17 protein-coding genes are annotated in these 20,352 nt (G+C 37.3%); 7 read left to right on the top strand and 10 right to left on the bottom strand.

Going from position 1 to position 20,352, the window contains the following annotated elements; genetic code table 11:
• The first annotated feature begins 182 nt into the window (after nucleotides 1-182).
• Together F6K18_RS15840 and F6K18_RS15835 are read left to right on the top strand one after the other, a co-directional pair.
• Entirely contained in the window at nucleotides 183-932 is a 750-nt protein-coding gene (locus tag F6K18_RS15840; protein ID WP_287522110.1) for a class I SAM-dependent methyltransferase, read from the top strand.
• Nucleotides 933-1,075: 143 nt separating this feature from the next.
• Nucleotides 1,076-2,236, top strand: a complete 1,161-nt coding sequence (locus F6K18_RS15835; protein ID WP_287522108.1) for a Xaa-Pro peptidase family protein — start codon at nucleotides 1,076-1,078, stop codon at nucleotides 2,234-2,236.
• A 96-nt stretch (nucleotides 2,237-2,332) separates the two neighbouring features.
• Here F6K18_RS15835 and F6K18_RS15830 read toward each other — a convergent pair whose 3' ends face one another.
• Nucleotides 2,333-3,046, bottom strand: a complete 714-nt coding sequence (locus tag F6K18_RS15830) for a Sir2 family NAD-dependent protein deacetylase (RefSeq protein ID WP_287522106.1) — start codon at nucleotides 3,044-3,046, stop codon at nucleotides 2,333-2,335.
• A gap of 113 nt (nucleotides 3,047-3,159) precedes the next feature.
• On the opposite strand from F6K18_RS15830, the gene F6K18_RS15825 reads away from it, so the two are divergent.
• Nucleotides 3,160-4,965: a S8 family peptidase gene (locus F6K18_RS15825; protein ID WP_287522105.1), complete on the top strand. Its 1,806-nt coding sequence runs from the start codon at nucleotides 3,160-3,162 to the stop codon at nucleotides 4,963-4,965.
• Entirely contained in the window at nucleotides 4,962-5,186 is a 225-nt protein-coding gene (locus tag F6K18_RS15820; RefSeq protein WP_287522104.1) for a hypothetical protein, read from the top strand. The genes F6K18_RS15825 and F6K18_RS15820 overlap by 4 nt, the downstream gene beginning before the upstream one ends.
• Nucleotides 5,187-5,345: 159 nt before the next feature.
• Here the strand turns inward: F6K18_RS15820 and F6K18_RS15815 are convergent, their stop codons facing one another.
• Both F6K18_RS15815 and F6K18_RS15810 read right to left on the bottom strand, forming a co-directional pair.
• Complete coding sequence (locus F6K18_RS15815; protein ID WP_287522103.1) at nucleotides 5,346-5,843, bottom strand: pyridoxamine 5'-phosphate oxidase family protein; 498 nt, start codon at nucleotides 5,841-5,843, stop codon at nucleotides 5,346-5,348.
• Nucleotides 5,844-5,847: 4 nt separating this feature from the next.
• A complete protein-coding gene (locus tag F6K18_RS15810) occupies nucleotides 5,848-6,174 on the bottom strand; it encodes a hypothetical protein (protein ID WP_287522102.1) in 327 nt (108 codons plus the stop codon).
• A 69-nt stretch (nucleotides 6,175-6,243) separates the two neighbouring features.
• Between F6K18_RS15810 and F6K18_RS15805 the strand changes: the two genes are divergently transcribed.
• A complete protein-coding gene (locus F6K18_RS15805; protein ID WP_287522101.1) occupies nucleotides 6,244-6,375 on the top strand; it encodes a hypothetical protein in 132 nt (43 codons plus the stop codon).
• A gap of 273 nt (nucleotides 6,376-6,648) precedes the next feature.
• Here F6K18_RS15805 and F6K18_RS15800 read toward each other — a convergent pair whose 3' ends face one another.
• The 5 genes from F6K18_RS15800 to ccsB all read right to left on the bottom strand — a co-directional run bounded on the left by F6K18_RS15800 (nucleotide 6,649) and on the right by ccsB (nucleotide 12,962).
• Nucleotides 6,649-7,224 carry a rhomboid family intramembrane serine protease gene (locus F6K18_RS15800; protein ID WP_124144768.1) on the bottom strand — a complete coding sequence of 192 codons (576 nt, stop codon included), beginning with the start codon at nucleotides 7,222-7,224 and terminating at the stop codon, nucleotides 6,649-6,651.
• A gap of 654 nt (nucleotides 7,225-7,878) precedes the next feature.
• On the bottom strand, nucleotides 7,879-10,158 hold the full coding sequence (locus F6K18_RS15795; protein ID WP_287522187.1) for a DNA phosphorothioation-associated putative methyltransferase: 2,280 nt from the start codon (nucleotides 10,156-10,158) through the stop codon (nucleotides 7,879-7,881).
• A gap of 299 nt (nucleotides 10,159-10,457) precedes the next feature.
• Nucleotides 10,458-10,586: a hypothetical protein gene (locus tag F6K18_RS15790; RefSeq protein WP_287274398.1), complete on the bottom strand. Its 129-nt coding sequence runs from the start codon at nucleotides 10,584-10,586 to the stop codon at nucleotides 10,458-10,460.
• 542 nt (nucleotides 10,587-11,128) lie between these two features.
• Nucleotides 11,129-11,458, bottom strand: coding sequence for a KGK domain-containing protein (locus F6K18_RS15785; RefSeq protein WP_124144769.1), 330 nt, complete (start codon nucleotides 11,456-11,458; stop codon nucleotides 11,129-11,131).
• 448 nt (nucleotides 11,459-11,906) lie between these two features.
• Nucleotides 11,907-12,962 (bottom strand): c-type cytochrome biogenesis protein CcsB, encoded by a 1,056-nt coding sequence (ccsB, locus tag F6K18_RS15780; protein WP_287522099.1) that lies wholly within the window; start codon nucleotides 12,960-12,962, stop codon nucleotides 11,907-11,909.
• Nucleotides 12,963-13,185: 223 nt separating this feature from the next.
• On the opposite strand from ccsB, the gene F6K18_RS15775 reads away from it, so the two are divergent.
• A complete protein-coding gene (locus F6K18_RS15775) occupies nucleotides 13,186-13,374 on the top strand; it encodes a hypothetical protein (protein WP_287522097.1) in 189 nt (62 codons plus the stop codon).
• A gap of 509 nt (nucleotides 13,375-13,883) precedes the next feature.
• Nucleotides 13,884-14,810, top strand: coding sequence for a thermonuclease family protein (locus tag F6K18_RS15770; protein ID WP_287522096.1), 927 nt, complete (start codon nucleotides 13,884-13,886; stop codon nucleotides 14,808-14,810).
• Nucleotides 14,811-15,588: 778 nt separating this feature from the next.
• Here the strand turns inward: F6K18_RS15770 and map are convergent.
• Complete coding sequence (gene map / locus F6K18_RS15765) at nucleotides 15,589-16,356, bottom strand: type I methionyl aminopeptidase (protein ID WP_287522094.1); 768 nt, start codon at nucleotides 16,354-16,356, stop codon at nucleotides 15,589-15,591.
• Between the two features lie 678 nt (nucleotides 16,357-17,034).
• Entirely contained in the window at nucleotides 17,035-18,930 is a 1,896-nt protein-coding gene (locus tag F6K18_RS15760; RefSeq protein WP_287522093.1) for a mechanosensitive ion channel domain-containing protein, read from the bottom strand.
• Nucleotides 18,931-20,352: the final 1,422 nt, after the last annotated feature.

The raw sequence follows: 20,352 nt of genomic DNA, 5'->3' as shown, positions 1-20,352 counted from the left end.
TTTTACAACAGGAATTAAATTCTTTATAATATCAAAAGGGGTGCATCTCATATTTGCAAAAATACTTTTTTACTATATGTTCCCTGTTCCCTGTTGCCTAAAAGCAATATTTTTTGGGCTTTATTCAAAATTGAGATGCACCCATCAAAACTTTGTCAAAAATTTGAGCAAAAATATTAATTATGATATATAACACTTCCGAAAATCATTACAAAAATATCGCCAAGATTTTCGATAATCTCTGGTCGTACTCTCCTGAATATATTAAATTCACAACTCAAAAAATCATCGAACATCTACATCTAACTCCCACAGATACTTTAGCAGATATTGGTTGTGGAACAGGAATTTATAGCCAAGAAATTCTCAATCAAATTCAATTACAGCACCCGATTATTTGCGTCGATCCTTCTGCTGAAATGCTAGCAAAAATTCCGGCAAATAGTCGATTAAATCCCATAGAAATGGATGGAGTAAAATTCTCTAAAAACCCAGGAATTTATAACAAAATTTTCTTAAAAGAAGCTATCCATCATATAGAGGAAAAATTTATACTATTCCAGAATTTATATCAAAGATTAACTCCTGGGGGAATTTTTCTATTATTGTTGTGGCCACCTGATATTGACCATCCTTTATTTACGAAAGCACTAGAGTTGTTTGAAAAAAACCAACCTCCCTATCAAGAAATGATTAATTTACTTCAGCAAGTAGGTTTTGTTGTTGATATGGATATGATTGAGTACCCTTTAGAAGTGCCAAAAAATCAGTATTTTGAAATGGTAGAAAATCGTTATATGTCTATGCTTTCTACATTTAATGATACTGAATTGGCAGCAGGTTTAAAGGAAATCGAAGAAAAATATCAGGATAAGTCAGTGTTGAAATTTAACGATCTCATGGTTTTTATAACAGCAACTAAACCTGAGTAGATCTGAAGTCAGTAGGGGTAAATGGCGATTCGCCCCTACGTTCTTGCCATGACTAAATTTGAGTAGATACGATATGGTAATCAGCATTACAATGAATAACCATTCCAAAAATCATTACAAAAATATAAAGGAGGACATAACCCTTGACTACTCATGAACCATTTCCACAAGAAGAGCTTGCCAACCGGCTCAAGGCAGTTCGCACCAATATGCTAGAACGCCAACTGGATGGTTTGATCGTAACCATCCCGGAAAATATCTATTATTTAACTGGCCTCGATCACTGGGGCTTCTTCGCTTGCCATGTATTGATTGTGCCTCTAAACGGAGATCTCACAATCGCAGCTCGAGCGATCGAAGAAGCCACTGTTTTGAAACAGGTGCGAAATACTCGATTCGCAGGTCATTCTGATACAGAAGATTCGGGAGAGTTTTTTGCCTCGATAATAAAAAAGGAAGGTCTTGGAAGCGCACGATTAGGTCTCGAAAAAAAGAGCTTGTTCCTGACTGCACATATTGCAGAAAAACTAGTAGAAGGACTCCCGGGTGTTGAATGGTCGGACATCTCATCGCTGATACACGAATTGCGCATGGTTCAGTCGCCTTTGGAACAGAATTACACTCGCCGTGCAGCGATAGCGGCGGATTCTGGCACTTTGGCCGCAACTGAGGCGTTGCATTCCGGTGCCAGTGACTATGAAGTGGCTGCGGAATGTCATCGAGCCATGATACTAGCAGGTAGTGAGTATCCCGGATTTGGGCCGTTTATTCGCTCTACTCGACGCAGGCCGGGTGACGAGCACACTACCTGGCGTGGGGATGTTTTTGAAAACGGCGATTCGGTATTACTCGAGATCGGCGCAGCCTATCGAAAGTATCAGGCCCCCATGGGCCGCCTGGTTTATGTGGGATCAGCACCTGTTATAGCTGAGGAAGCCGCAGAGTTGGCCATTCGAGGAATGCAATCCATCGTCAATGCCATTGAACCAGGGGTCACGGTCGGACACGTTTATGATGCCTGGCATGGCATTGCTGAAGAGGCTGGACTCGGAGATTACCATCGCCATCACTGCGGGTATCTGGTCGGTATTGGATTTCCTCCAAGCTGGACAGGTGGCAGTGCCGTCACAGGAATTCGTAGGTCTGGTGATTTAGTTTTGCGTGCTGGAATGGCTCTTCACCTCCATTCCTGGTTCACGGAAACAGGACGAGGAGATTATTTCATTTCAAATACAGCGCTTCTGACAGATACAGGTTGCGAAATATTGACAAACCGTTCTCCGGAAACCCTACAAATTCGATAATTTGGCGTGGTTCAAAAAAGGGGGTTTTAGGGTAACACTCTCAGCACAAAATAAGCCATCGATCACCCATGACTGAGAGGATCAATGGGGGTCAGGTCAGGTGCGTTGGAAGCGCTTAAAGCCCAATAACTCCAGCCAGTCAGGATTAATTTCTACTATGGGGAAGTTTAACCTCTTAGCTCTATACAAAGGTTTAGTAATGTATGGGTAGTCTCTGGAGATACCGATCAAAAAAATCAGATCAAAGGAAATATTTTCTACTATCTTGAAAGTTTCTTCTGACGAACTCATATGATCTTCACCAAATAACTCCATATCAGGACGAATTAATCCTCCACAAGCTGGACATATGGGTGGTAACTCCATCGGTTTACTATATCCGGCGAGGAGTTCTTCTGCAGTTGTCTTGTAAGAACAATCTACACAATATAGTTCCGAGAGTTGTCCATGTATTTCAATCAAGTTTTTACTTCCAGCAGCGCGCTCGAATCCGTCTACATTCAGAGTCCATACCCATGTATTGGGTTTCCAAGCCTCAATTTGTGCAATTACCTGATGAGCACGATTGAATTTTGCTTTATAACAAGCTTCTCCAATTTGCCACAGATATTTCCAAGCTACTTCAGGACGAGTTTGTAACATATTGTTACTCATTGCTTCTTCGATTGGTATACCTTCTTGAGTGAGAACACCTTCAAAAACTCCACCAACACCACGATATGTAGGTAGCCCAGAGTCTGCAGATAAACCCGCTCCACCTATGAAAAGAATAGAATCTGCCTGGAGAATACAATCAGCGACAGCACTCATAACCTTATCCTTGCTACACCTTCTGTGAAACGCCATAATATTATCCGTCCAATATTGTCAACTCTAAGCTATCGTAGTAAAAAAGTCCTTAGTTCATAGTAGATTCTCAAACAATGAAAAAATTTCTGTTTGTCTGCTTATTTTTAATTGGGCTTGGTTGGGCCTTATCTAACTTTACAGGTTTGGCCAATAAAGGAGTCTATGACTCAATTGTATTAGACTTCCGTGAAGATATCGGAGTTACTAAAATTGTCGATGAAATTAAGACAATCTCCGATGAATACCAAGTCACTCCTCGTCTAAATAGTGAATTTTCCTTATCAGATAATGTGTATATTGTCAAGGGCGATCGCCAACTTCTCAAAGAACTAAAAAACTCTCTAAACAAATATACTGAATACATAGAACCAAACTATGTTTATAGCGCCAATGCCATCATCTTTGAAGGCGGGAACGGCGTTCCCAACGACCCTATGTACGGGAAACAATGGAACCTCCGCAGCATCAACGTGGAGGAAGCATGGAATGAAACAAAAGGCGACGGCGTAACTGTAGCGGTAATTGATACAGGAGTCACCAGAGTTCCTGACCTGGAAAAAACTAAATTCGTTGCTGGCTACGATTTTGTCAACGACCGGACTTTAGCCACCGACGATAATGGTCACGGCAGTCACGTTGCAGGGACTATTGCCCAATCTACCAATAACGAATATGGGGTAGCAGGTATCGCCTATGAAGCTAGCATCATGCCCTTAAAAGTATTATCTGCTAGTGGCGGTGGTACAGTTTCCGATATTGCCGAATCTATCAAATTTGCTGCTGACAATGGTGCAGATATCATCAATATGAGTCTTGGTGGTGGCGGTGAAAGCCAAATAATGAAGGAAGCTATTAACTATGCTCATAGTAAAGGCGTAGTTATTATTGCTGCTGCGGGCAACGCTGGGCAAAACTCAGCAAGTTATCCCGCTCGTTATCCCCATGTTATCGGCGTTTCTGCTACTGACCCCACTGGAGAAAAAGCTTCCTATTCCAACTTTGGTGCAGGCGTTGATATTTCTGCTCCTGGCGGTTCCACTTCTGGTAAAAATGAAGCTGGTGGTATTTTGCAAGAAACCATTAACCCAGAAAATGGCAATAGTGTATTTGCTTCCTTCCAAGGTACTAGCATGGCATCTCCCCATGTTGCGGGTGTGGCAGCATTAGTCAAAGCTAGTGGTATTGAAGACCCAGAGGAAATTTCCAACATCCTCAAAAAATCTGCCAGAGTTGTTAAGGAAGACCCACTGAATCATTTTGGAGCAGGTCAGTTGGATGCAGCAGCGGCAGTTAAGTTGGCAATAAGAGGTCAAATTACTTTCCGCGACTTCTTCCGGTGGTTGCATGATAATGGGTATCTCAGTCCTGGTTTTTGGCTTGATGGTGGTGCTGTGGCATTGTTACCGAAGTTGGCAATGGTCTTGGGGTCTTATATATTAGCTTGGTTTCTGCGGAATTATTTCCCTTTCAGTTGGAGTTTCCCTCTCCATACAGGATTAGTTGCTGGTAGCAGTGGGTTATTTTTCCTCCGTGGTTTCTATGTTTTCGACTTACCACAATGGCCGATGCGTGTGATGGGTAGTTCCCTACCTGAAGTCGGTGGAGCTATTCAAGGTAGTGGCATTTTGAATCCCATTTTTGCTAGTGTGTTGATTCCAGCATTGTTAATTGTATTGTTATTAGGAAATCAGCAATGGAAGTGGTTAGCGATCGGTACTACTATTGGTGTTGCTAGTTGTTTGGCTGTGAGTGCAGTTGTAGATCCGGCAGTCTGGGGATTAGGTGTTGGTATACCTGCTCAAATTTTCCTAGTTGTGAATGCCTTGTTATGCTTAAGTTTAGCACGTTTAGCAATTAGAACAGAGGAAAAGTTAGCATGAGTAGTATTACAGTGAGTGGTACTGTGGAAAAGAAAGGATTTGGTACTGGCACTTGGGCGTTAGTAACTGATAGTGAGACTTATGAGTTGAAGGATGCTCCGACTGAGCTATGTAAGTCTTACCAGAAGGCAAGAGTTACAGGTACGATCCGAGATGATGTGATGACGATCGCAATGATTGGTCCAGTGTTGGAAGTTGAATCTTTTGAGGTATTAGAATAGTGAATTATAGCAGGTTTCATTTGAGTAGACCACAAGGTAGGGACGTTGCATGCAACGTCTCTACAGGGTTCTCGTTTTTTTAATGTGATTTATTGACCTGAAAACTGCTGTAGTGCCTGTTTTTGAGATTTACAAAAAGCCTGCAATACGGGCTTTTTTTTATTGCTTTATTTCTTGAGTAATATCTACTCTTTTATCAAGAAAATAATCCTCGTAAGGTTCTTTCACATTAACCCAAATAGTTGTTGGCATAAACCGGAATAAACGTCGCAGTCCTGAGTCAAGAAAATATTTTTTGTCTCTTTTTGGTTTGCCACTTTTTGTGTAGATACTATCAATAGCTTTATTGAATATTTCGTTTTCTGCCTCAATAACTTCAGCTATACCTTTGAAATAAACACCAAATCCCTCTCCACTCAATGCTGTTGAATCATAAACAACTGCAAAAACCTGCCCATTATTAATAATATTTTGAGAGTGCTGATTTTCTATCCATGATGACCAATAAAATGTGTAATCTTCATCAAAACCATAATAGACAGGTGAGTTCCAAGGGTGTCCTTCTTTATCTACTGTTGCTAAGGTGAGATAGGTAATTTCATTGAGTATCTGTTTTGCTTTTTCAGTGAGTTGATCGATGGGAGATGATATCTGCATTTTTTCAATTTCTCAAATGAATTTCTGGTAGTTGTACATTATACCATCGTCCACTACGACCTTTGCGCGTTATCCAAGCGTTATTAGCAATATTAGTATGATGTTGCTGCTGTTGGCGATACTGGTTAGCTTGGGCATAATAATCATCAGCTTGTGCCTTCAAAACATCAGACTGCTGACGATACTGTTGAATCTTCGCCTCCAAATCAGCAATTTCAGCCTTCACCGCATCAGTCTGAGTAACCAACGTATCCGGAACCACAAGCTGATATTGCAACTTCGTCCGAGCATCAACAACTTCCTTTTCCGTCCGAGCGATCGCCTCTTCCAATACCCTTAACTTTTCCTCATATTAAGTGCAACTTCATGGAGAAATTGTATTAGGTTTTGCGTTGCGACTATGTTGGTGATTTTTCTCCATGAATTCGGTCATGCTTTTACTCTGAAACATTTCGGTGGTGTTGTGCCGGAGATTGGTTTATTATTTATGTGTTTTATGTCGGTAATGTACACCAGTAATTTTGACTTTTAACTTTTAACTTTTGAATTTTTTTATGGTTAGTTAGCAATTGGATTTAGGAATTTTTACCAGTAATTTTGATTTTTAACTTTTAACTTTTGACTTTTTTATGGTTAATTGGCAATTTTATTGGGGAATTTTTACCAATGATTTTGACTTTTGACTTGATTTGGAGTATAAATCAATGAAAATTCATCAATTTTTACAAGTAGTTGTGGTTAGTTCAATGAAGCACTATATTATCATTTGCACACTTTTGTTGATGCAATACCTACCAATTCTACTTTAACTATTTTTTCGACGTTTACCTAAAAGTTGAGCTGCGAATATCCCACCCAAAAAACCAAATAAGTGTGCTTCCCAAGAGACATCAGGATCGGAAGGCAAAATACCCCAGATTAAACCACTATAAAGGAAACCAGCAGTTAAGGCGAATATTACTGATAAAATACTGAAGTCAAATAAACTTCGGAGTAGCAAAAACCCGAAATAACCAAAAATTAATCCACTTGCACCAATATGAATAGAATTAGGCGCACCGAAACACCAAATACCTAAACCACTAACTATTATAGTAACGATACTCACAAAGAAAAAATCACCTACTCCCCGTAACATGATTAACCAACCGAGAATAATTAATGGGGCAATATTAGCCATTAAGTGAGCATAACTACCATGCAGAAATGGAGCAAAAAAAATACCACTAAGTCCTATAGAACTTTGAGGATGAATTCCACCATAATAGTTCAATTTTCCTGCTAAAAATTCAGAATTAATAATTTGTACAATCCAAAGAATAGCAATAATACTTCCTAAAATCGTTACTTGGGTATTTATTTTTTCAAATAATTTATTCATTGGTTTCTGGTTATAGTTGACTTATTCTTAGCTATTTTAAACTATAGCGCTACGCGCAAGGCAACAGGCAATAGGCAACAGGGAAATACAAAAGGGTTTGCTGCTTCTATTCATGTCAAACACCTTAATGCGTAGCGCGATGTAATACCAAATTGATAAATGTTTGCTACAAATATCTAGGGTCTTTCTTAGGAGTCAGGAGTCAGTCCTCAGGAGTTAGAATGAATGACTTTAATACCATTTTTTAGGGCATAAATTATCTTTTTCTCTTGGTGCGCTACCAGGTGCGACTGGCGTCGTCGCGGGGTCGCACCGCTCTCTTGGTCGATTGGATATGGCGAGGAGACCCGAAGAGTGCAGACCCGCTCCGAAGATCGCCATCCCACCCTACGGGAAGCTCCGAAGATCGACCGCTTTGTCAAAGGGACATCTCCTATAAAGTCTTTTCTCGGTCTTACTATTCGTAACACTCTTTTTTCAAATTGGTATAAGACATCTGGTGGAAATTACACTTATGGATCATTTTTTGTGTCTTTTTTCAGAAATTTCTTCCCTGTTGCCTGTTGCCTGTTGCCTGTTGCCTGTTGCCTACTTCTGCAAAAAGTCTATTCTTTTTCGGAGATGTCTATAAAACATCTTCAGTCAATAGCTTATTCATTCCTGATTTAGTTGTTTTTTTCTTTCTCGTTTTCTAGTAGCATGAGCAGATTTTAATATTTTTAAGCGATAAGGGTCAACATTAGTTTGCCAATAAACACGATGACCTTTAATTTCTGTACAATTTTCTTCTAAACATTTGAGCCAACTAATTCGGTTTTGAATATTTTTCAAGTCATTTAAGAGTCCTCTATCTTCTTCTTGTTGTGTGAGTTTAGCAAATTTTTCATACTCTGGATAATCTGGTGTTACTAAAGCATCTTTTCTGTGTAAAATTGGCGGATTATATTCATTTGTATAGCTCTGATAACTGACACTTAAATCTCGTAAATCAATGTGCATACTTGTATGCAAAACTGGATGAGCTTTTGTGTCAAAGTCGGGATAAAATAAATAGGATATTATCGGTAGTTTCGTATGAAATTTAATGATAGTTGCCTCATTTAATCTACCAATTGTACGATTAGCACAACCTTCATAAAGTCGTAATAACGGATCGAGTTTTGCTACAACAGAAACATGAACTAACAGAGAGTTAGAAAATTTATAACCAATAGAACTATTTTTACAACATTTACTAATTAATTCAGAATCACCTAAACTAAATAACATTAAATCGGCTAATGTACAGGCTTGGTTATAACTACCAAATAAAGCTTTAATATCATTTCTGACTACTTCTGCTAATTGGGAAAATTTAGGACGGTTGCCAAATTTACTCAAGGCTAAATATACTAATAAATCTTGGCGACGTTTATCAGTTATCTGGTCCCATTCTACAGAGTTTGTAGCTTGCATAATTACTCGAAATGCACGACGAAAACTACCAAATTCTGCAATTAAATCTGCCTCTTCAGCAATTTCTCCTCTGACCGGAAGACGACCGCGATCGCTCATAAAATTCATCAGAGGAATAAGCTGTTCTTCATAATCTACAAATTTCTGATTTTTGCAGTTAATTCTAGGTGTAGATAAACGAGTTTTTAATCGAGACGCTCGAAAGTTTTGCCCCTGTTTTTCATCTTTAAATACCAAGAAAATACCCAAATCTATAGGGATAGAATCTACATTTAAAACTTGGTCAATATAAGATTTTAATTCTTCTTGTTCATAATATTTCTGAAAAGTATTACGAGCTGTAATTATGCCATCTCCATAAGCAAGTTTATTCTGGGTTTTATGGTCATTAATTAATACCATAGCGGAAACAATTAAAACCTGTTTAGTCAACCCCCAGGCTTTAATCAAAGCCTCCCTACGTTCTGCTAAAGATTCAATTACATTAATTACATAACCAAGATTAACAACATCAGCAGATATACAAGTATTATCGGGCGAATAATAGGGGTCCCATCCTGTACTTTGATAACCTTTTTGAGCAATATGTTTAATATCCCCACCGTGACCACAACCATAATCAAAAAAGGTTGTACCTTCTGTAAAGAGATTTGCTTCTAAACCCAAACGTACTGGTTTAGAAATTTTTTTACGAGCGATCGCTGCTTTGTGGCGTTCTATTTTGGGAATTGGTATTTCAATAGTATGTTGAATTACATGATGGTCTTTAATTTCAATTCCATGATTTTTTAGGTGTGTGAACCATCCTTGACGAGTACCAATTAAACGAGTGTTATCTAACAGTCCTAATTTCACTTCAGCACTGGTCAGTTTAGCAAATTTTTTGTAGTGGGGATAGTCAGTATTCACAAAGGTTTCTTTACGATGCAGCACAGGGGGATTTTTACTATTTTGGTAGTTTCTATATTCAACTTTTCCACTATTCATGTTAATAGAAATGCTAGTTTTTAAAGTCGGATGGGGGTCGGTATCGAAGTCTGGATAGTGGAGATAAGAAATTGTTGGTTTATCAAAGTTAAATTTAATTAATGTGGTGATTTTCTGCTCGTCTTTCTGCTGAGAAGTTGCTTTGAGATATAAACGATGAGCTAAATTTTCGTAGAGTTGTAGTAAAGGATGAAGTTGTGCTACTGCAGAGGTATGAATATAAAAAGCGGTTGGTAATTTTTTACCTATTTTGCTTTGTTGACAGTATTTTTTTATTGCACCAGATTGGTAAATTTCTAGGAATATCTGGTTAGCATATTCACAGGCAGATTGATAAGTCAAAAAATACTTTCTTATCCCATCTATAATTGTCTGAGGCAGGTCTGTTTCTAATTTGATTTTGGGTAATATTTGGAAGTCTTCTATATTTAAAGCCATATATAGTAAAAGTTCTGAGCAACGTTTTTCTTGAAAATTATCTTCATTTTCCATTGCTAAAATATCTCTAATGCTATTTGGATAAATATTTGCTAGAAATCTCTCTTTCCTGTTTTCTATCAAAATTAGGTATTAGGTGTTAGGTATTAGGTATTATACCAAGCATGGAAAAAGAATGTTACAAATAATAAGGGCAGTTAAAAGACACATGCAAGAGATGTCCCTTGGAATAAAAAGATAAATTCCGACCTAATAAATGGTATTAAAGCTATTCATTCTGACCACTGACGACTGACGACGGACTCCTTAAGAAATAACCTAGTTATTTGTAGCAAATATTTATCAAATTGGTATTATACCAATTTTATGTGAGGTGGCACAGAATTATTTTTTCCTTCTTCCTTCTCTCCTAGATAACTAAAGCCTTCTTCCTTCTGCCTTCTGCCTTCTTGAATAACTTGTCTATCTCGATCTACAGTCAACTCTGATTAAAATATTATTCTATGAAACTTAGAAATTAATTTGGTATTAAAATACAAAATATTTGTTTTCTACCCGCTGTTGCCTGTTGCCTTTGTCTAATTAATTATTAAGTGGAAAATAAATAAGCATTTTATTTAACCAATTTATAGGAAAGAAATAGAGTTTTAAAACTCACAAAATCAATCATTTTTCGTACCTTTTTTTTTCAAAATATCTTGCCTATTCCCTGTTCCCTGTTCCCTACTAATTTATTTAGAGTATTTTTCAATCTATTAACAAAATATTTGTTTTCTACACGCTTTTGCCTCTTGCCTTTGTCTAATTAATTATTAATTAGAGAGCTGATGGAAAATAAATAAGCATTTTATTTAACCAATTTATAGGAAATAAATCTAGTTTTAAAACTCACAAAATCAATCATTTTCTGTACCTTAGTTTCTCAAAATATCTTGCCTACTCCCTATTCCCTGTTCCCCATCCCAGAAAAAAATTTATATCTTTTTCACGTCTATGCCTATTATTAATTGTTGAAAAAATTGCATTAACTCCACATTCCTACATTCTGTGGCTGTTCATCAGAAGTTAGTATGGAGTAAGCTGAGGGTTGAGAAATAGGATCGACAGCTTCATATAACTCTTCTTCAGTTTCTGTAAAAAATTCTAAACGAAATTTTACTTTTCCTTTTCTCCAATAATCACCAGGTCTTAATAATTGACATTCTAGCCCATCATCAAATAAATTTTCCGACTCCAACCTAGCTAAAATCATCGTTATATATTCACTGACTTGAAATGTACATTGAAACATCAAAAGACTAGCACTTGTAGACAAAACATCATCATTATTTAGTAAAGTCACTTCAGTTTCCATATTTAATTATCCTAGATTTATTTTTAACGAAGAAAGGAAGTTAATTTAAAAAGTGATTTCAAAAACGAGAATAAGAAATCTTATTACCTACATTCCGCACTTCAAAGCCTAGTATAAAAGGCAATTAGTCAGTAGTCATTATTCATCAATCATTAGTCAGTAGGGTAATGACGCTGGCTAATTATCTGGCTCCATCAAATATTTATGCTTAATTTATTCCTCATAATTTTGCTCCCGTCTCAGTTAAATTATGAGGATTTATAGAGTATAAATACTGATCAACCCACTGATGTCTGTGGTACTTTTTATGTGACAAATTGACCTGTAGAATCTGAGTAATAATAACTGCTTCCTACTCCCGACTCTTTACTTTCCTCCTTTCTCTTTATTCTTCCTTTCTTACTGAATGCTGCGCCTTCATTTCTCGTAGCTAAACGAGTAAAGCAATTTAAAAAAACCATCCATAGGAATGTAAACCTTTACCCAAAAGATTTACTCCTAAATAACATACCCAGACTACAACAAATCCGGTAGCAGCCAAAATAGCAGGTCGTCGTCCTTGCCATCCTCTAGTAATACGGGCATGGAGATAGGCAGCAAATACCAACCAAGTAATCAAAGCCCAAGTTTCCTTCGGGTCCCAACTCCAATAAGAACCCCAAGCTTCATTTGCCCAAACTGCTCCAGCAATAATCCCAATAGTCAGTAAAGGAAATCCTAAGCCAATAATACGATAACTAATATTATCTAAAGTTTGGGCAATACTCAAACGTTGAGGAGAAAGAGTTACTTCTGTCTCAACTGCTTGAGTAGGTCTAGCCATTTCTAAGACAGCAGTTGGCCTGTGGCCATTTGTTGTAGATAGAGGAGAAGATTGATGGTTGTCCTCAATTTGATTCAGACTAGCTCCCTCTGTTTGAAGTTGCAAATTTTTTGAGAGCTTCACAGAATGATTATTTCTATAAGAACGAGTGCCAAAGGAACTGCCACTAAGTTCTACTTTTTGGCCACTGGTAACAATGAGAAAAGCGATCGCCAGTAAAGACCCCACCATCAAAGTTGCATAGCTCAACATCATGACACTGACGTGCATCATCAACCAATTAGATTTTAGAGCAGGCACAAGAGGTTCTGATAACTGCATACCGGAGGGCAAAGTTAGGGCCGCAAAAGCAGTAATACCCATTGCCAAGGGAGATGTAAAAACTCCCACCAGGCGACTTCCACTCATATTTTCGGCTATGAGGTGAATAGTAGTAAGTCCCCAAGTCAGGAAAAATAGAGATTCGTACAAATTACTAATGGGAAAATAGCCAGCTTCTAGCCAACGTGCTCCTAATAGGGTTGCAATACAGAGATTAGCGGTCACCATTCCGGTAGAACCCAAGACCGAGAGATAGGGGATACGAGGAAAAGCGGCACCTACCCAATAAATTAGCATTGTGGCAAACAAGATGGCAAACGAGATATTGTCCAATGAATTTTGGAGTCTGACTAGATCCATTTATTTTTCTCCAATGATGTATTTCAGTTTATTTATATTCTCGATCCTAACGACTATTGGCAAGGTTAAGAAAATATCAAGTATCTTAGTATAGCTATCTATAATATCGAGACTGAATATTAATCTAAAATAATAATCACCCAATTGGATGAACCAGTTGAAGGATGTGGTTTTTCAGGAGTTAGGAGATGATGAAGTTGTAGATAACTAAGGGTCTTGAATCATGTCTTATCTCAACTTCAGCCAAGTCAACACTAGAAACCAAGAAGTTTATTCTCAGCTTTCAGAAGCAATTTATTTATTAGATATAGCAAAGCAAGCATCAGAAGATGCCACAGCTCTTCATTCAATTCAAACAACTATTGAACAATTAATTAATTTACGAAATCCTGTTGGTTCAGGAGAGCTTTGAATCTATAAAATACCTATAAAAAAAATTTTATTACACCAATTCAATTTTGGTGGAGTAAGGCAGATAATAATATGATTCTACAACAAGTGCCAAATTATTCCTGCCTTTCTCCGTTTTAATCTTTTATAATTTATTGATAATTTCAGGTTTAAATCACTTCTTAAACTGACAAGCGATCGCCTTTATTCTGACTCGCAAATCACACAAATTTTACGATGTAATATAGCTAAATAATGCCTTAATCAAATATTTTTTATTTCTACTTTCCCTATGGAAATTTTACTCACAATTTGGTGGAGTATCAGGAATAAACTTGAGACTGAAAACTTGACTTCAAGATATTCATTTAGAGACTCATCATCAAATATACAAATTAATTAATTTTGCGTCACTACTTAAACATCTACTTCCTAAACATAAGGTCAACTCATACATTTACTTTTTTACTGATTCAATGTAAAATCCTATATCATTTTAGTTTAGCGGAAAATTAAGAGCGATCGCCGATTATGAAATCTCAAATTTTAACTATCAAAAAAAAAGGCACAACAATTCAAAATCTTCAAGTTACAAAAGTAGTTGATGGTGACACAATCAAAGTTTTATTAAACGATAAACGAGAATTTATCAGAATGGATTATGTTGATGCTGAAGAAAGCTATTCTGAATATTCCAAACCAGTGACAGACATGGGTAAAGCTGCATCAGAAATGGCAATAAAATATTTCATATTACCTGACGGTGAACTTGCTCAAGTCGATCTTGAATTTGATACAGACGACCCTGTAGAAAATTGTTTAGAAAAATATCGCGACCATCAAGGTCGTTTAATAGCTTATGTCAATAAAAATGGAGAAAACTTTAATATTAAACTAATTAGAGAAGGCTGGAGTCCCTATTTTATTAAATATGGAAATTCTAGACTTTATCATCAAGAAATGATAGCTGCAGAAATAGAAGCTCAAGCTAATAATCTTGGTGTTTGGAACCCTCAAATAAATCGAGGTAAACGTAAAAGAAATTATAATTTGCTAGTACCTTGGTGGTCATTAAGAGCCTCCATTGTAGATAATTATCGTACCTATGGAATAGCTTCTGGAGTTCTAGAAGTGAGATTAGATTTTCCCAAGATATTAGCAGCAGCAAGAGCTGAAGAATATGTAACAGTTTTCTATGATTTACAGGGAGGAGTTTCTAAGTGGTTAGATAATGGTGCTTTAATTTATGATGGAACTAAAGACCATCGTTTAAAATTATGGATTCCAAATACTAATACTGAAGAAATGAAGCCATTATTACAACTATTAAAAAATCGTTACTTTGGTTTAGGTAGAGGATATGTTTATATCACTGGGCAACTACATATGTATAGAGATAAACCAGAAATTATTCTTTCTGGAATAAACCAATTATCAGATTTTCCACCTACAGTATGAGGGGGTTAACGAAGTCAGAAGTCAGATAGGGGAGCCGTCGGATTGGCGACGTACAGAAGTTAACCCACCCCTAACCCCTCCCAGGAGGGGGATGCGTGAGCAACTCTCCAAAAATATTTGGCCTTAAAAGGCGGGGTTCGCAACCCATATTATTTTGATAAAAACTATGATTTTAAGCATTCCGTAGGAAAGCAGAAGGCTTGAAATACTTAATTTTCTTTTCTCTTGGTCAAGTAAGATGCTTGAATACTATCTTTTTCTTACTCACATTTAAGCGCCTTTAAAATTTTAGGACTACTAATTTACTTGACTGGGTATAGAAGTTTAATAAATAAGGGCGCATTCATTAAAAAAAGTAGCAAAATTGACCGCTAATAGCTGTTTGCGCAGTATTCCGCAGGAAACGCCTAAAATATTCTTCAACTGTTATTAACCGTTCAGCAAAATTTTTATCTAATAGACATCTCCAGAAAATAAACTTGCTCTTTATTTAAGATAAGCTAGAGTTGTAAAAGTCACTGAAAAATCATTTTTCGTAATCTTTGGCCGTGAACATCTATTCCCTGTTCTCTGTTCCCTAATGTGTACAAAAAGTCTATATCTTTTTAACCAGAGGTTTAATAATTATTATTTACCGAATAATTAAGGTTTAAAGCCTCTCCTTTAAAGGAGAAACAAGAAAAAATTTTCATGATTAGTCAATCCTCTTCTTTTCAAGGAGAGGTAATAATTAATAATTAATAATTAATAATTAATAATTAATAATTAATTGTTGAATTTAGCCCTCATATTGAGTTAATATTTCTACACCTGTTTCAGTAACAGCAACAGTATGCTCAAATTGTGCAGATAATTTACCATCCTTAGTAATAGCAGTCCAACCGTCGTCAAGTACCTTTGCTTCCCAAGTACCTTCATTAATCATCGGTTCAATAGTAAATACCATTCCAGTTCGCAACTTTGTCCCTTTTCCTCTAGTACCATAATGAGGAATTTGTGGTGCAGTGTGGAAAATATTGCTCACACCATGACCAACAAAATCTCTAACTACAGAAAAACCTTGTGCTTCAGCATATTCTTGAATAGCAGCTCCAATATCCCCAATTTTATTTCCAGGTTTAACTTCAGCAATGCCTAAATACATAGATTTTTCTGTAACTTCAACTAATTTTTTAGCCAATGGAGAAGGTTCACCTACGAAAAAAGTTTTAGAAGTATCCCCATGATAACCATCAAGAATTGGAGTCACATCAATATTAATAATATCTCCCTCTTTTAAGATTTGTTTTTTGTTAGGAATACCATGACAAACTACCTCATTAATACTGGTACAGATAGACTTAGGAAAACCGTGATAACCAAGGGGAGCGCTACGAGCGCCATGAGCTTGCGTCCAACGTTCTGCTTCTTCATCTAATTCTAGAGTGCTTACTCCAGGCTTGACAAGAGGTTCAAGATGATGTAATAATTCTGCGGCCAAACGTCCTGCCCGACGCATTTTTTCTATTTCTCTTTTTGATAATAAAACGATAGTTTCAGTTGCCATTGATTATTTAATTAGTCCTGCAAGCTATATGGTTGATAGACATAGCTTACTCTAACATATAAATAATTACGGAGGAGTCAGTCCTCAGTCCTCAGTCCTCAGGAGGAAAAAGAAGAAAGTTTTTTCTCTTTTGATTTTGGGTTTAATACCCCACCGTCTACACGGTGTTGACAATTGGTTGGGGTTTGAGTCCCCATCCATTTTTTCTTCCTTCTTCCTTCTTTCTTCTTCCTTCTTCAAGGCTAATTAAGCGAACATGATATAATCATTAAAAATCAAAAATTAGAACATAACGTTGAACCTATCCCACTATTTTTAACAGGCTTATTTGTTGAAGTAAAATATACTTTAAAAGCTTAATTTTTCGTTTTTAACTCTCAAAATATTTAGGGTTTTTAGCAAAAATCTTATTACCGAAAAATTGTGGTTTAAAGCCTCCCCTTTTAAGGGGATAATAAGCGGTCGAGGGATGGCGAGGAGACCTCGCCATATCCAATCGACCAAGAGAAGAAAAATTTTCATTATTAGTCAATCCTCTTCTTTTCAAGGAGAGGTAATTATTTATTATTCATTATTAATTGTTGAATGGGATAGGTTCAATTGTTTGGGGCGATCAGACACGGGTGTGGCAGGTCGTTGACTATCCTCATGCAATTGACCTTCTGCCTTCTGCCTTATTCAAGGTGTTTCATTTGTTGCTGGAAAATCATCTGATGTCTCATCATCATAAAAGCGATAAAACAGAGGCTCATCTTTAAAATTATGTTCGTCTAAAACATGATGAATTATGCCCTGTTCTAACATTAATTGACCCATTAAAATAGCTTCTTCCCGAGTAGCTCGTTCGTGAATCATTAGCCACTCTACTGCATCCGAACCAAAAAAGACATTTTCAAATTTCTTAAATTGAAATTTGCGGTCTTTGATAGAAACTCCGTTAGCTCCACGCATGGCAGTGGCGATCGCCTCCCAGTCGTACTCTTCTTTGATAGCAGGTGGTTCGATAGATGGAATTTCTTCAGGTTGGGATTGATATTCTACAGGAGTTTGCGACCGCAACCAAGCATAGATTTCTGCGTCGAGGTCTTTGAGATGTAAGTCTTGTTGAGGACGAGCTACTTCTACTCCATACTTTCGCAAATATCTTTCTATCTGGTTATACAAGTGTGTTCTCACCTTCGGTTGCTTGAGAGGATCGCGGATAAAAGCCACTACCCGAAACTGTAAACCATCCTCTGTATATTGCCGAAATTTTACTTTCGGGGGTGGATGACGGAGAATATCTGGATGTTCTACTTGAGCAGCAGCAAGCAAAACTTTGTAGACAAAATCAATATCTGTTCCATAAGGAACTTTCACATAAGTTTTCACCCTAGTTATACCACTGCGGTTCCAGTTGAGGACTTCCCCTTCAATAAAGCGAGAGTTGGGAATGGTAATAATATAGCGCTCGATATTAGAAATGTCAGTAGTTCTGGCACCGATGCGTTGGACTAAACCTTGAAATTCTCCAACTTGAACTAATTCTCCAACTTTGACCGGACGAGCGACAATTAAAATTAACCCACAGATGAAGTCTTTGACAATATTTTGTAATCCAAAACCAATTCCTACTCCGAGCGCTCCAACCAAAATAGCTAGAGACTGAAAGTCTACTCCTCCAGCATTGAGAATTAAGACCGCTCCTATAGAAAGTAGTCCGTATTGGACAAAAAAAGCGATCGTGTCTTGGTGGCTGCGTTCAGCTTCTGTCAGGGGTAGGAAGCGAGATTTGAGGATACTCACAAACCAACTTACCCCTACCCAAAGTGCGACTATAGTTAGAGCGATCGTTAATATTCTGCTCAGGGAAATGCTGTCTTCTCCCAGTTGAAACATTCTAGAATTAAATGTACTGTCTAGAAATTTGACTGCCTCATAAAACCAAGCTCTAGTTATGGGAAATAGTTGAATTCCATACTTGATAAATGCTGCCCATACTCCCACTTGCAATAATAGTAAACCTAATAGTTGTAGGGAATTCCAGCGTCTTTCAGGATTTTGTAGTTTCTGGCGTTGAATGTAACGAAATAGTAATACGAGTCCCCCCTGAAGTAACAGAGTAATCAGAAAGGCAATTATCAGCTTTTTGACTGCCCAACGGGTATAAGCAGGGGTGCGTTCCCGCCAACTTTGATTTAAACCCTGCTGGAGTTTTTCCTGCCACATTTGTACCTGCATCTCTGAGTACATGGAGTTGAGGACATCCGCTTCTGTCACCTGCATTAAGGGGCGACTATCGATTTTCAATACCACTTCTTGATTAGAGCGGATTACTTTTATCTGTGGTGGTGTTCCTCGTTGGATACTCTCAGCTAAGGCTGATTTCAGAGTTGATGTCATTAATGCGGCTCTCTCCTGGGCAGTCACTTTTTCCAAAGGGCCAATTTCTAAAAGCTCTCGACCATCTAATACTACCGGAGCTTTTACACTTGTTGCATCTTCTGCTAGGACGGGAGAGAATAGAAATATAGATAGTAAACAGATGCACAGTGCCAGAATTAATCTAAACCCATATTTCTGAAGTTTTGACACATAGTTGAAGGAAGAAGGGAGAGGGAAGAGGAAAGAAGGAATAAGCTTGATATTCCGTTGTTTTAGATGTTCCATAAGTCAAATTAAGGAAGGAGGAGGAAGAAGGAAGGCTTTAGTTATCTAGGATAGAAGATTAAATAATATTTAGGTTGTTTAAACTATTCCATAAGTCAAATATAGTAATGCTACTGCTATATCTTATAGCAAAGAAAAAGGGAAAAGCGGATGAAGAGAGTTTTCGACAAGTGACTTGTCTAGATGCTGGTGCATTGTAATGTTGGTCTATTGTAATTATTTTGGTCAAGGACAAAAACAGTGGGAGCATCTTGCTCCCTTACCGAATAATTAAGCTTTAAAGTCTCCTCTTTTAAAGGAGAAATAAGAAAAAATTTTCATTATTAGTCAATCAATATTGATATTCTATTGATCTATTGTCCAATAGTTATTGCTGTGCATAGAAAGCCAAAGATAGCGATCGCGATTCTTGATATTCTATTGATCTATTGTCCAATAGTTATTGCTTTACCGATCAAATATCAAAGCCTTTATAGGTAAAAGTTTCAACCTTTTTCACCTCAAACATTGATTATTGATCTATTGTCCAATAGTTATTGCTGTGCATAGAAAGCCAAAGATAGCGATCGCGATTCTTGATATTCTATTGATCTATTGTCCAATAGTTATTGCTTTACCGATCAAATATCAAAGCCTTTATAGGTAAAAGTTTCAATCTTTTTCACCTCAAACATTGATGTTCTATTTATCTATTGTCCAATAGTTATAGGTGTTTCCGCGCATTATGAAGTACATATGCGGAGCAAGTGCGACAGCTATATACTTTCATGCAACAAAGCCATTATTAATTATTAATTATTAATTGTATCTTGCTCCGTGTCTACAAACGACAACCAATTTTAGATATAGCGTTTCTCAAGTTACTTAGGTACGGCTGTTTTTCTTCTTTTCTACTCCCGGTAGTTCTGCATGGTAATGATATATGTAGGACTTACGCAGTAGAACATATTTCCGTCCGAAGCGACCGATAGGGTTTGCGGAGCATTCCGGAACGGAAAGCAATCTCAAACGCTACTTTTTCGTGCCTCGTGCGTAAGTCCGGATATGTAGATGAACAACGGTGCTTCATGGGAGCAAGATGCGAGTAAGGGAGCAAGATACGAGTAAGGGAGCAAGATGCTCCCACTGTGGTGTCTGGCAACAAAAATTATTACAATCTACCAGATTTATGCTTCAATTAATCTAGCAGAACTAAAACTAAAATAGTCAGATAATTTATCTTTTCTTTTGCGGGTTTAATACCCCACCATCAACAGCTGAAAATTGTTTGGGGTTTGAATCCATAAGCAATTTTCCCTTCTTCCTTCTGCCTTCTGCTTTCTGCCTTCTTGAAGTTTGAACTTAGAT

Source organism: Okeania sp. SIO2C2, from assembly GCF_010692625.1.
Lineage (GTDB): Bacteria > Cyanobacteriota > Cyanobacteriia > Cyanobacteriales > Microcoleaceae > Okeania > Okeania hirsuta.
Note: the sequence above shows the minus strand (reverse complement) of the source record. Positions and strands in the feature narration are given on the sequence as shown.